A 14,041-nucleotide genomic window follows, 5' to 3' on the forward strand; every position below is an offset into this window, starting at 1 on the left:
TACCGCCTGAAGCCTTGTAGTCTTCCGGCTTTTAAGCCTCAAACAAAGCGTAATCGCTAAGCTCTAACGCTTTATCATTCGCATTAAATCCTTTACATGGCTACAAGCAAACCCTATTCCAGAAAAAATTCCAAGTAAGTGATCGAACAAATCTATCAACTCTAAAAATTGTAAATCCTTTTTTTATAAAATTAGCGAAAGAAGTAACTGTATTATTCAGTTGCTTCTTTTCTTTTAGAAGACATAGAAACTCCTCTGAAAAATGGTATACTAGAATAAAGTACATTAATTTGGAAGTGATGAATTGCCACAAGAAATCATGGTTCCATAAAAACGGCTGAACCTTTATTTTGAAGATGATCAAGGGAAAAAAATCTCAAATGAAATCACTTTAATTGCAGACAGTGAAAATAGTGTGAGTCAAGACAGAGTTAACCGAGAAAAATTTGTCTTGCTCAACCAAAATTACAATCGCAACACCTATTACTACCTAGTAATGGTGAATGTTAAAGACGAATTGGATAGACAAAAAGAAACTTTCACGATTGATATTGTGGAAGAAATAAATTAAATAAGACATCGCTGCTTTGTATTTGAAGTAGCGATGTCTTTTTTTATTTCGCAATATAATGCTGATATATCAACGTCTTACTGTTTTTTTAGATGTTTTTATATTGTCTTATGATAGAATAAAGGGGTAGAAATTTAAGACGGTGGCTATCTTGGAAAGGTGGTGGTGCTTATGGGAATAAGTGCTGAAATCTTAGAAAGGAGAAGCCTTTTGTCCATAGCAGAATCTTTACAGCTCATGATTGGTTTTGGAAGTCTGTTGATTTCCTTAATCAGTTTAATAGTTGTCTTGATAAAGCTGAATAATGACAAAAAAAATAACCGTCTATTAACTTTAGCGAGTTAACGGTTATTTTTTATCTATAAACTTGCTACCGTCATAAACGGTTCTACATCGAGGGCATGTTACTAGCATGTCCTCTTTTTCTATTTCTATTTTATCATTTCAAAGTGGGATAAACAAATAAAACATAGAGAGGATCCGTTTGCTGTTTCATAATTAATTATGAAAGTTAAAAAGAGATAGTGTAACTTTTTGATTCTGCTATATTACAAGGTGTGAAGTATCAAAATCTGCAATCGATAAGGAAACATTCGTGCCGAGTTTCCTTATACCAAAAGATGTGAGGGTATCAAAATTTGCTAACCAGTCAAAACGGTTACCTAAAGTTTCCTTATACCAAAAGATGTGAGGGTATCAAAATGCACCTATAACCTGGGGAAAGGGAATAAATGTTTCCTTATACCAAAAGATGTGAGGGTATCAAAATCTGTTTCAATTAGCTGATAGACAATCTCCGGTTTCCTTATACCAAAAGATGTGAGGGTATCAAAATTGAAGTAGATGACCTGTTAATAACTGAATAGGTTTCCTTATACCAAAAGATGTGAGGGTATCAAAATAACGTAAGCGATTGGTTATTTTTTGACCGAGTTTCCTTATACCAAAAGATGTGAGGGTATCAAAATAAGTATAAAATTGATTATTAGTGCAATTGGTTTCCTTATACCAAAAGATGTGAGGGTATCAAAATAACGTAAGCGATTGGTTATTTTTTGACCGAGTTTCCTTATACCAAAAGATGTGAGGGTATCAAAATAAGTATAAAATTGATTATTAGTGCAATTGGTTTCCTTATACCAAAAGATGTGAGGGTATCAAAATCTTCATCCGATACTGTAACATAAGCTGTTTGTTTCCTTATACCAAAAGATGTGAGGGTATCAAAATAACCAGTGTATTTAGACTTCATGGCATCTAGTTTCCTTATACCAAAAGATGTGAGGGTATCAAAATTTAATTAATCGTTCTATTTCATTTTCTGATGTTTCCTTATACCAAAAGATGTGAGGGTATCAAAATCATACTCAACGCTGTCTGGGCCTTTCTTAAGTTTCCTTATACCAAAAGATGTGAGGGTATCAAAATCGATTTGTATATAAACGAATATCGTAATTAGTTTCCTTATACCAAAAGATGTGAGGGTATCAAAATGCCCTAATCTAAAGCCCCCAATACCTGAGAGTTTCCTTATACCAAAAGATGTGAGGGTATCAAAATAACCTCTTGCTTTTCGGTTGGACTGACTTTGTTTCCTTATACCAAAAGATGTGAGGGTATCAAAATAACGGCTGTCAATTCGGTTACAGTTGTTTCGTTTCCTTATACCAAAAGATGTGAGGGTATCAAAATCTGAATGTGAAAATGATTTATAAAAGAATGGTTTCCTTATACCAAAAGATGTGGGGGTATCAAAATTGTTGAGTTAGATCCTGCATTAAACAAATCGTTTCCTTATACCAAAAGATGTGAGGGTATCAAAATCCTAGAATGAATCTCTAATTCTGAATTTTGGTTTCCTTATACCAAAAGATGTGAGGGTATCAAAATCTTCTTTAGTATTCATTGTGATTGATTCTTGTTTCCTTATACCAAAAGATGTGAGGGTATCAAAATTTGTGGTAGGTTCTTTCTTGAATTGATCGTGTTTCCTTATACCAAAAGATGTGAGGGTATCAAAATTCTGGTCCTAACTGGTGTTATCAAATGTAGTTTCCTTATACCAAAAGATGTGAGGGTATCAAAATATGATGAAATGGTTGTGTAACGTCCGATTTGTTTCCTTATACCAAAAGATGTGAGGGTATCAAAATCTTCATAACGATAGTTTGAACCAATTTTAAGTTTCCTTATACCAAAAGATGTGAGGGTATCAAAATTTCAACTTTCCATAAGCCATCAGTGTCCAAGGTTTCCTTATACCAAAAGATGTGAGGGTATCAAAATAAGAACTACTGTTTCTACTGGGTTGTGTATGTTTCCTTATACCAAAAGATGTGAGGGTATCAAAATACGTGTATAGGTCTCCATTATCGGGTACGAGTTTCCTTATACCAAAAGATGTGAGGGTATCAAAATAATTGTGCCCCAGTTTTTCTAGGATTCTCAGTTTCCTTATACCAAAAGATGTGAGGGTATCAAAATATGAGGCAAAAAACGCTGGTGACACCCCATGTTTCCTTATACCAAAAGATGTGAGGGTATCAAAATTTCTTCTTCTTGTTCTAAAATCATTACTTGGTTTCCTTATACCAAAAGATGTGAGGGTATCAAAATCAAGCGATTGGGTGGGCATTGATGTTAGAGGTTTCCTTATACCAAAAGATGTGAGGGTATCAAAATATAGTCGTCCAGATAATTCTGAAAGTGTAAGTTTCCTTATATCAAAAGATGTGAGGGTATCAAAATCTCATTGACATTTAAAATAACTGCGTATTTGTTTCCTTATACCAAAAGATGTGAGGGTATCAAAATCTAACAAATGGTTGTACTTGTGGTTTATTTGTTTCCTTATACCAAAAGATGTGAGGGTATCAAAATGTCAAACCAGACCGAGATTATAAAAGGCGGGTTTCCTTATACCAAAAGATGTGAGGGTATCAAAATTGAATTCTTTTGCGTTAATTTGTTTCTCAAGTTTCCTTATACCAAAAGATGTGAGGGTATCAAAATATGGTCAATATAATGTAAGTACTGGAATAAGTTTCCTTATACCAAAAGATGTGAGGGTATCAAAATTTAATAGATTGTAATCTCTTTCTCCTTTATGTTTCCTTATACCAAAAGATGTGAGGGTATCAAAATTTAATAGATTGTAATCTCTTTCTCCTTTATGTTTCCTTATACCAAAAGATGTGAGGGTATCAAAATATGGTCAATATAATGTAAGTACTGGAATAAGTTTCCTTATACCAAAAGATGTGAGGGTATCAAAATTTCCATATAAAACTATTAAAGTATCTATCGTTTCCTTATACCAAAAGATGTGAGGGTATCAAAATCTCCTTAAAAGTGTTATCTGATTACTTAATGTTTCCTTATACCAAAAGATGTGAGGGTATCAAAATCGACCAACAAGAAGATTATACAGAATTATTGTTTCCTTATACCAAAAGATGTGAGGGTATCAAAATGTCATTTTCATTATACCTTACTTTGAATGATATTATCAAAATAAGATGCTAAGTTTAGTGGAATACCTGTTAAATCAACGATCAAAGTAGTATCTGTTAAGATAAAAAGAGAATAAAGATAAGTAAACGCTTCTAAGTTATCCACAGTTTTCAAGTTTAAAAGAACCGTTTTAGTTTGATAGTTATCCACAAGCTTCATATACCAATTGCAAGCAGCCAAAAACTGTTCATCAGACCATGAAAAAGGTAAACCAGAAGCTAATTTTTCTTTAACTTTGTAACAATCCAATACATTTCGAATAGTTCCTTTGTATAGAACATTTATAGAACCATTAAAATGTTGTTCAGTTATAACAAGGTATTTTATTCCATTCTTTATCTCACTAAGATAGGAATCCAATTTTTCTAATTCATAACTCAATAAAAAATTTTCAGGAGAGATAATACAGATAATACGTTGTTTACTAGCAAGATCTGATTCTAAAAGATTTAATTGAAAAATTAGCTTATCAAAGTTAGAAAGTTTTAAATAGTTATTTTTTGAAAAGGTTAACTCATTACTGATCCATTTTTTATCAAAAGGCTCCAATTTAAAACTAATGATTTTAGATGAATTCTGTTGGTTTAAAAAATCAACTTCATCCACTAACTCATCCCAACTGTCAACTAACCCTTTATAAAATGGGGAAAATTCAAGTTGATTCAAGAAAGTTTTTTTAAGCTGAGCTACGACCTTATCTAAAGCTGCAGAATCAAAATGTTTATTTGGAGAAAAAATAATAAACTCAAAATCATTACGAGGTAAAAGTGTTTGATCTTGATATATTTTAAGTGCAGTACCTTTATGGCTAAAATAATTTTGAAAAGAATCAATCAATTGCTGCCAAAGTAACTGATTTCCCTTTAAAATGGTTACATCATCTATTAAAATAGTAGAAGTTTGAGTGGTTTCTTGAATATGCCATTCTTTCATAGAATCACCATTGGATCATCAGTTAATGCTTGTTCAGTTATCGTCTTGTCACCTACAAGCATAAACATATTGGTGTATTGTTTTTCAGTTACCGCCATGGCACGAATGGAGCCATTTTTTGGAAGATTATTTCTTAGACCCATCATATAGGTATCCAGACTTGAACGATTTGGAAATATCTTTGCATAAACGGAGAATTGGACCATTGTAAAGCCATTATTAATCAAGTATTTTCTAAATCTAGAATAAGTCTTACGTTCACTTTTTGTGTTCATTGGCAAATCAAAAAATAAAATCAACCGCATAAATCTATAAGGAGATGCCATTGGCAGGGTAGACCAATAGATCTGGGTTATTTTCGTTCATCCCTTTAATGAATGATTGAATAAGTATTTCTATTGCATTTAGAATAGTTTGTTTTTGATTGCCAATCAATATTTTGTTATTGCTAATTAAATGAACGATTTTTTGTTTTGTTTTTAGATCCAGATAAGTATCCTCGTTGCACATAACACTCACCCATAGATCAATAATTGGACGGAAAGGTTCAATCAAATCATCGGCTAAATTAAAAGCATTGTATTGATTATGATGACCGATTCCAAATGAAGGCTGAAGGCCATAAGCAACGATCGTTCTGGCAACTGTTGAACGCAAAACGATATAGCCGTAGTTTAAACCAGAATTGATTCCATCAAAACTATCTCGGTCACGAATAAATGAACTGCCAAATAATGTTTTAAAATAAAGCTTAGCTGCATGACCCTCACGATTTGTTTCATCTGAGAAGCCAACTTCTTGTGATAGGTACTGGAGCATTTGAATAGAATCAGGTTCCTTCTTTAAATGTTCAAGAACAGAGGCTTGATTATTGATTTTTATCTGGATAATTTTTTGCCACATAGTTCCTTTTGTTTGTTCATTCCACTGAACTTGTCTTTCTAAAACTCTTGATGATTGGTGATGGCTATGAGGAGAGAGGGCATAGATATTTGGTAAATGTTTTTCATCACAAAAAATTAATAAAATATGATATTCGGCTAATTTATTCAACAATCTTGCCGTTACAACTGTTTGTTGATTATCAACAATAATAGTATGTATATCAGAAAGCGGTATTAAAATTTCAGTTTCTTCTCGAACGACTTTTAAATTATCTAAATACAATTTTAAATAGTCGGATTTTTCAATGTAAACAACACGCCAACTCATTTGTTCACCCCATATGATTAGATTTAGATACAAAAAAAGCCCCATAAATGGGGCGATTTCGGCATAAAGCCTTATTTTGATAGGTCCTCACGACCCTTTAGTATAAGGAAGTCTTCCGTCGAAGACACTATCATTATAACAAGACTTATATATTTTGTAAACCCTTTATTGAGGAGTTTTTGGTAATAGATTGTTCATTAAGAAAAGGAGTGAAAACTTCTTTTTTAACTGGATACTGATTGCCAAGAACATCCACATGTACCTTAGTTAAGTTAGCTAGAGGTCCAAGAGTTGGTAGCTGTCTTTTTATAGTTTTAAGTTCAAGATCTTCAACTTCAATCATATTTTGTCTAGGATTATTATCTCCTCTAAACAATTTATCATATTTTACTAATTTATTATTACTTTTTTCAGTAACAGAATCTTTAATCTTTTCAACTTTATCATAAGAAATCATATCATTCTTGTACAAACTAAACTGAAACTCATAGCTCTCATCAATTTGCTTATAGGGAGCGTTTCTTCCATCTTTTCCATTATACAGACTCATGTCCAATGTATAAACTCCATCAACTTTTCTAAACCAATTATATGGAACACCAAGATACTTATATTTACCTCCATCATTCATATAAATATCTACACGAATACTTTTTCTGCTCAATAGAACGACATTATTTTTCTTGCTATTGTACTTGTCTGTAATATCTACATGAATCCCTAGTTTGCTATCTAAAAATTTCAAACTCTTTACTGGAACTTTACCATCTTTAAGAATGTATCCGTGCTCTTTATAAAAATCTTGGAAAGGATTGTCTGCATGGCTATGAGCATTCATAACATTCAACAGCAGACTCCATGTTTTGGGATCATGCTGAGCCATTAAGAAATTGTCAGGATTGGCATCAATTTTTTTCTTTAATCCGTCGAATCCCTTTTTATCCAATTGATAAATGTTTTTGACTTTCCCCACTACATACTTCTCGTTATCTTTCTCACGGGTAGAGTAGAGTGTCTGATTTGACATCGTCCGGTTTGGTTTACGGTCGACTTTATGTGAGTACTTGATTCTGTCTTCGTAGTTTCTTAATTGGCTGATAAACTTCAATGATTTATTATCAAATAATTGACCTTCTTCTAAAATTTCACCTGTATCTGTGTCGACTGCAAGACCCTCTGTGCTAAAAGAAGTGTTTTTCAATTGCTTAAACAATGGCATCCGACCAATAGCAGCAACAATCAAAGCATCGATAGCATGATGATGGTGTCCGTCATCTCTAACTTTTCTTAGTTTTGTGCGTCTGCGCAATGCTGCTGTAAAACTGCCACGAATAGACAATACTTGTGTAGGAATAGCATTGTTTTGGTAAAAAGTACGAAGCGAACTGGAGAAGCTTCTCATTGCATACTGTGTATCAACCAAGTTTCGGTTAATAAAGTCTTTTTGAATCTCTTCATCATGTTGGACATCCCGTTGTTCTAGAAGGTAACCCAATTTTTTATTACTGATTCTACGAGATTTAAATAAATTCAGACAATCCAATTTGTATTCTTCAAACGAGCGGCTTGCTTTCCCACTTTGGAAATATTGCCATGGAGTCAATTGTCCTTTAAGTTGATTTTCTTTATGGTAAACCAGTACTTTGTTTTGTTGGCTGTCATCAAAAGAATAGGAAAGAGGAATAATATGATCAATTTCGAATTTTGTAAAATCATAAACAATATCAGATATTGCGATGTGTTTTCCAGAATAAGCACATTTTCCATCTTGGGCATCCCATAATTTAAGAGCCATGTGTTTGTTCCCATTCAAACGTAGATCCTTTAAGTTTTTAACTTCTAACAAATCACATATTTTCTTTTCAAATTTCCCTTGATTTCTTTGAGCATCATTATATTTTGTTCTTTCATCTTCACTGTTCTTTTCCCGTGCCATTTCAACTACAACATAATCCAGTTCACCATATTGTTTACGGACAGCATTTGTTACTTTTATCGCTTCACGATGGGCACGTTTAGCAACAGTGCTTAAAATCGCTTCATCGTCAAATTGGATTTTAGTTCCAGACTGCAATTTTTCCATGCGGCTTTTACCTAAGCCGTGTTCAGTAAATAATTGCATTTGATTTTTGCTCGTTTCCCATAGTTCTGGCAAAATCAATTGAATCGCTTTTTTGGATAAAGCGTGGTATTCCTTGAAAGCAGTATCATTTAATAATGCCTCTGTAATTTCTTTTAGGTCATCTTGATAAGCAGTGTTGAAAACGTCGGTGAGCTGTTCTTTACGGCGAATTAAGCTTTTTTCTGCTGTCAATATTTCAGCGATGTCATCCAGTACATCAGTGTTGTCAAAGAATCCTTCAGGAACGGAAACAGATTCTAGTAATTTTAATAATTTTTTAAATCCAATAAAATCAGTAAAAATGGGTTTGTTTGTTTTTAAATCAATTCGAGCACCTTTAATGTCATCTGGGTTAGACACGTCAAGATACTTAGCAATAATATTTAAAGTGACTCTTTTTCCTTTTTTAATAAAATTATTGATTAGGTACTGTTTATCTTTCATTGAAAGGTGATCCATTTTTCCGGTCTCTGAACTTGGGTATTGGATATTGTTTAAATCATTTAATACATTATATAAATCGGCAGTATAAGACATCTTAGCAATTCTTGGTTCATCTGGAAGATACGTGCAACGGCCACGCATTTTATTGATCATGGTTTCGTGTTTTAATGTCCCGTCGGCTCCTATAAAATATTGTCCAAATGGAGTAGGGGATTTTTTAGATCCTGGTCCATCATAATACATCCGGCGACTAGTGATTAAACTTAAATAGCATTCTTTAAATTTTTCAGTGATCTCAGGATAGACTTCTTGTTGTTTCTCTAGGATAACAGTAGCTTCTTTTACATAGTCGGATGTTTTAAAACGATTGGTGTGATCACGAATGACTTCACCATTATGTAATTTTTCTAATTGAATTTCACAAATAAATTTATCTTTTAATTTTTCACCATTTCTCTTCAATTGTTCTTTGGTAGATAATTCATTGCCGCTTGTCTTTTCCTCTTCCAAAGGTGTATCTAAAGTTGTCCCTCTGCGTTTCACCAAGTGATATAAAGCTGCAGCCAATTCTTCTTTAGAAACAGACTCATAAATTGCATTATAACGAGCTTCATACGGATTAATAGGTTGGATATCGATAGTTGAAAATCCACTTTCTTCCAATAAATCCTTTGTTCGATCCAAACGATGCTTGCGTCTTCTTTTTAATCGTCGTGAACTTCTAAATGAGCGTCTGTCCTCATTAGCGTTTCTAGTGGCTTCTTCAAATAAACGGACACCAGCATCTTTAATATCACCAGTTTCTTCATCAATGATTCCCCAACCGACACTAGAAATACCAATATCCAAACCTAAAATTAACTTTGTCATAAAAATCCTCCTTCTACTATTTATTTATGATGTTATTATACCATCGAAAGATCAAACTAAACCATTTTTTTTGAACCGGTTACAATTTTTAAAAATGAGTCAGCTTTACATGCTTGCCAATATATTTAAATAGAAAATTAAAGACATATACGTAGAACTAGTTAAATATCCTACTAAATATGAACAAAATATGGCTAAATATGCAAAACGCGCGTTTCTTAAATGAAAAACAATATGTAATCGATTGCAGAAATGAAAATGTAATAATACCGATGAGTTTGTTAAAGAATTAACATCATATTTTTGTGATTACTATGCTATACTAATCTGCGTGAGAGAAATAAAAGGGTATAAAAAACCACGGAGGGTATGCTTTGAATAAGAAATTGATAACTGGGATGATTGCAGCATTGTTATTTGCAACTCCAATTATAATGCCGACCGCGACAGAAGCAGCGAGCATTTCAGAACTTGAAAATCAAAAAGCAGAATTAGAAAACAAATCAGCTGACTTAAACTCAAAAATCCAATCTCAAGAAGAAACCTTAAATAACCTAGAATCTGAAAAAGCAAATCTTGAATCAGAAGTTGAAAAATTACAAACGAATATCGATACTGTGGTACTAGAACTGAAAGTACAAGAGCAAAAATTAGCTGACTCAAAAGCTAAGATTGAAAAATTAAAAGCAGAGATTGAAAAATTAAAAGATCTTATCGCTAGACGTGAAGAGAAATTAGAACATCAAGCTAGAAATGTACAAACAGATGGCAGTACTTCTAATATGGTTGATTTAGTATTATCTGCAGAAAGTTTGTCAGATTTAATCGGGCGTGTAGGTGTAGTAAACCAATTAGTTTCTGCAAACAAAGATATTGTTACTCAACAAGAGAATGATAAAAAAGAAGTAGAAAAGAATGAAAAAGCAGCACAAGATGAAAAAGTTGCAATTGAATCATTAAAAGCTGAAATTGAAGTAAATAAAAATAACTTGGTTGCTCAAAAAGCAGAATTAGATGACAAGATTGTTCAAGTAGCAACTAAATACGATATGACAGAATCTGAAAAAAATGAATTTGTTAAAGAACAAGCGGTTATTGCGACTCAGACAAGTGTCTTGTCTAGCGAATTACAAGAAGAACGTCAACGCATTATAGCTGAAGAAGAAAAAGCACAAGCAGCTGCTAAAAAAGCAGAAGCTGAGGCAGAAGCTAAAGCAGCACAAGCAGAGGCTAAAGCAGCGGAAACTAAACAAACAACAAGTTCTTCAAGTCAAGCTCAATCAAGCAATAAAACACAAGCAAGCACTCAATCATCTTCAAACAGTTCAGGGTTTATTAATCCAAGTGGAGGTTATACTACTTCTTCTTATGGCTACCGTATTCACCCGATTACTGGCGTAAATAAATTACATGGTGGTATTGACTTTGGTGGCGGCGGTCCAATCGTAGCAGCACAAAGCGGTACAGTTGTTTTTGCTGGGTACCATAGTGACTGGGGTTATTATGTGAAAATTGATCATGGAAATGGCGTACAAACATTATACGCTCACATGGTATCCGGAAGTTTATTGGTAACAGCCGGACAACAAGTATCACAAGGACAACAAATTGGAACAATGGGTACGACTGGTTCTTCTACAGGAGTTCACTTACACTTTGAAGTCTATGTAAATGGTTCTCGTGTTGACCCAGCAGGTTATCTATAAAAAGGTAGTTTTCAAAATAATGGCGTATAAATTAAATACTTAAATCAGATAGCTTTAGTCCTCTCTTTCAAAGAGAGGACTTTTTTAGTAGAATGAATAAATAATAGATGAAATGGGCGGGGATTACAAATGGAACTAATTTTATCCACAAAAAACGAACGCGTAAAAAATTGGAAAAAACTTCAATCAAGAAGAGGGCGTCAAAAATCTGGTGCCTATTTAATTGAAGGTTTCCATTTAATAGAAGAAGCTTTAAAAAACCATGCAATAATTTTAGAAATAATGATAAGTGAAGAAGTAGCTGTGGGAGATATTCCTGAATTTAATGAAGCAAAACAAGTTGAAATTTCTGCAGAAATCGCAAAAATCTTAAGTGAGACTGAAACTTCTCAAGGTATTTTTGCGGTTGTAAAAAAAGTAGATCAATTAGATAAGCCTATTCTTACGAAGCCTTTTTTATTTTTAGACAATGTTCAAGACCCGGGAAATGTTGGAACAATGGTTCGCACAGCAGATGCTGCTGGTTTTGGGGGAGTCGTATTAGGAAAGGGGTCCGTTGATCTTTACAATAGTAAAGTGTTGCGCTCTATGCAAGGAAGTCATTTTCATTTGCCGGTATACCAAGGAGATTTAAATGAATGGTTTGATTTATTTTTTGAACATGAGTTTCCAGTTTTTGGTACTGAGTTAAATGAAGAGGCTGTTTCCTATCGAGAAATTACCCCTCAAGTTGTGTATGGGTTAGTTATGGGAAATGAAGGCAATGGAATGTCGGATGAATTATTAAAACGTACTACAAAGAATCTCTATATTCCAATTGTAGGACAAGCTGAGTCTCTAAATGTTGCAGTAGCTGCTGGGATAGTCATGTTTTCATTAACAAAGATTGAAAGTTGAGTGTTGCGAAACTATGTCAAAAAAATGAACATTCCTAATATTTCTTTAAAATTTAAGTGTTCTGCTTTAAAAGTCGAAGTATACATTGTATGATGGGAACCAGTTAGCAAATCATTATAGATTATTACGAAAAGGAAGTTGTTTAATGACCGAACCAAAATGGAAGCAAGATTTAGAATACGTTGCACTTATCGAGGATTTATTGGAATGTGAAGAAGTAAAGAAACTTAATGACTATACTCAACATCATTTTACTACAAGACTAGATCATTCAATTAGCGTATCTTATATCAGTTATTGTATTGCTAAAAAACATAATTTGGATGCTAGAGCTACAGCTCGTGCAGGTTTGCTTCATGATTTGTTTTATTATGATTGGAGAACAACGAAATTTGATGAGGGAACTCATGCATATGTACACCCTCGCATGGCTTGCGAAAACGCAAAAAAATTAACAGAACTAAGTGATTTAGAGTGCGACATTATTATTAAACACATGTGGCTAGCTACTGTAGCTCTTCCAAAGTATAAAGAAAGTTACATTGTAACGTTTGTTGATAAATATTGTGCAGTAAAAGAAGTCGCTGTTCCATTGACTGGAAAAATGAGAAGCTCTGTAAAGAACGCTTGGGCTCGTTTGAAACCAGCTGCAGTACAATAAAAATATAAATATAAATAAGTTGTAATAGACGTTTTTAACTGAATCTTAAAAGACTAAACCTTAAATAAGGCTTAGTCTTTTTTTGCTTCAGTTAGAAGGTTTTTTAGAATTTCAGTTCGTGTTTCAACCAATTCTGGGAATTGATAAAAAAAGTTTTGTTTTTTTTGAGCAACGGTATCATTGCTTTGTTTAGGAGAGAGAATAAAAAATGTCCATGATTCAGCAATATCTTCTTCAGGATGGGTAACAGCATAGCTTGTCAAAAAGTCATCAGCATGTTCAAGATAAAATGCTTGTTGAGCTTTTGAATCTGACTGAACATTGAGATGTTGCCACTCTTTATAATAATAAATCCAAAATTCTTGGTAATATACATTCATATACGAATCAGGAGTGCTTTCTCCATAGAAAGAAGAGTAAGTAGTTTCTTTTTGATCAAAAGTTTTCCAATCGTAATTGCTGACCAATTGTTTGTTGTTTAAAGTCAAAAGGTGACCGTATTCATGAATTAAAGTGTAATAAAAATTTTTTTTATCAATACTATCGATAAAATCCACTCCAAGTTGCCAAGTATCTCCATTGTAGTCTAAGGGTTCAACGTAACCTAAAAGATTGCTAATACCATCTGAAAAAACAGAGAAAGAATAAACGTTTGTCCGTAAGTCTGCTGGTATAATTGTTTTAAAAGTGTCCCATAATCGATGATGGTCATTTGTATCTCTAGCATACTCAGTCTGATTAGTATTAGCTGTATTGATAATTCCATTGGAAAGCACATCATTAGTAACTTGATAGGTTACAATAGTTGATTTTTGGATTAAGGCACTTTGACTTTGTTCTATATTAGTACCAGCTTTTGTAGGAGCTCCAGATTTGAAGTCTAAAGGATCACCAATAAGTTCTTTTATCTCATCAAGATAACCGTCCCCCTCTTCAATGGTGCCCTCACTACTAGATTTTTCAACAGTATCGTCAATGAATCCCGGCATTGTGATAATCTCATAAGAAAAATAGCTTAGAAACAATAATGAGCTAGTGAAAATCAAAAATAAGATTCGCTGCATCTTTCTTTCACCTCCAAAAATCCCATTAGTTAGATACTGTAAGTTTAG

General features: G+C 33.2%; 10 protein-coding genes and 1 CRISPR repeat array. Of the genes, 5 read left to right on the forward strand and 5 right to left on the reverse strand.

Annotated features, from left to right (window positions below; genetic code table 11):
• Positions 1-415 precede the first annotated feature (415 nt).
• Both BLT48_RS13930 and BLT48_RS11805 read left to right on the forward strand, forming a co-directional pair.
• A complete protein-coding gene (locus BLT48_RS13930; RefSeq protein ID WP_156097344.1) occupies positions 416-571 on the forward strand; it encodes a hypothetical protein in 156 nt (51 codons plus the stop codon).
• A 171-nt stretch (positions 572-742) separates the two neighbouring features.
• Complete coding sequence (locus BLT48_RS11805) at positions 743-916, forward strand: putative holin-like toxin (protein WP_081896480.1); 174 nt, start codon at positions 743-745, stop codon at positions 914-916.
• A gap of 257 nt (positions 917-1,173) precedes the next feature.
• Positions 1,174-4,044: direct repeats of the CRISPR family, unit length 36 nt; unit sequence GTTTCCTTATACCAAAAGATGTGAGGGTATCAAAAT.
• A 10-nt stretch (positions 4,045-4,054) separates the two neighbouring features.
• On the opposite strand, the gene BLT48_RS11810 is transcribed toward BLT48_RS11805, so the two are convergent.
• The 4 genes from BLT48_RS11810 to cas9 all read right to left on the reverse strand — a co-directional run bounded on the left by BLT48_RS11810 (position 4,055) and on the right by cas9 (position 9,665).
• Positions 4,055-5,017, reverse strand: a complete 963-nt coding sequence (locus BLT48_RS11810; RefSeq protein WP_089978178.1) for a hypothetical protein — start codon at positions 5,015-5,017, stop codon at positions 4,055-4,057.
• Positions 5,014-5,343, reverse strand: a complete 330-nt coding sequence (cas2, locus tag BLT48_RS11815) for a CRISPR-associated endonuclease Cas2 (protein WP_218123374.1) — start codon at positions 5,341-5,343, stop codon at positions 5,014-5,016. Before cas2 ends, BLT48_RS11810 begins: the two co-directional genes overlap by 4 nt.
• Positions 5,327-6,229 (reverse strand): type II CRISPR-associated endonuclease Cas1, encoded by a 903-nt coding sequence (cas1, locus tag BLT48_RS11820; RefSeq protein ID WP_176944125.1) that lies wholly within the window; start codon positions 6,227-6,229, stop codon positions 5,327-5,329. The genes cas2 and cas1 overlap by 17 nt, the downstream gene beginning before the upstream one ends.
• A 145-nt stretch (positions 6,230-6,374) precedes the next feature.
• Entirely contained in the window at positions 6,375-9,665 is a 3,291-nt protein-coding gene (gene cas9, locus BLT48_RS11825; protein ID WP_089978185.1) for a type II CRISPR RNA-guided endonuclease Cas9, read from the reverse strand.
• Between the two features lie 374 nt (positions 9,666-10,039).
• Between cas9 and BLT48_RS11830 the strand changes: the two genes are divergently transcribed.
• From BLT48_RS11830 to BLT48_RS11840, 3 genes are all read left to right on the forward strand, one after another.
• The gene (locus tag BLT48_RS11830) at positions 10,040-11,371 is read left to right on the forward strand and encodes a murein hydrolase activator EnvC family protein (RefSeq protein WP_226776711.1); all 1,332 of its coding nucleotides are present in this window, start codon (positions 10,040-10,042) and stop codon (positions 11,369-11,371) included.
• Positions 11,372-11,500: 129 nt separating this feature from the next.
• Positions 11,501-12,268, forward strand: coding sequence for a TrmH family RNA methyltransferase (locus BLT48_RS11835; RefSeq protein WP_035021713.1), 768 nt, complete (start codon positions 11,501-11,503; stop codon positions 12,266-12,268).
• Between the two features lie 145 nt (positions 12,269-12,413).
• Positions 12,414-12,929, forward strand: coding sequence for an HD domain-containing protein (locus BLT48_RS11840; protein WP_035021719.1), 516 nt, complete (start codon positions 12,414-12,416; stop codon positions 12,927-12,929).
• 71 nt (positions 12,930-13,000) lie between these two features.
• Here BLT48_RS11840 and BLT48_RS11845 read toward each other — a convergent pair whose 3' ends face one another.
• Positions 13,001-13,993 carry a hypothetical protein gene (locus tag BLT48_RS11845; RefSeq protein ID WP_089978188.1) on the reverse strand — a complete coding sequence of 331 codons (993 nt, stop codon included), beginning with the start codon at positions 13,991-13,993 and terminating at the stop codon, positions 13,001-13,003.
• Between the last annotated feature and the right edge of the window lie 48 nt (positions 13,994-14,041).

This window comes from Carnobacterium viridans, from assembly GCF_900102725.1.
In the GTDB taxonomy this organism is placed as follows: Bacteria; Bacillota; Bacilli; order Lactobacillales; family Carnobacteriaceae; genus Carnobacterium_B; species Carnobacterium_B viridans.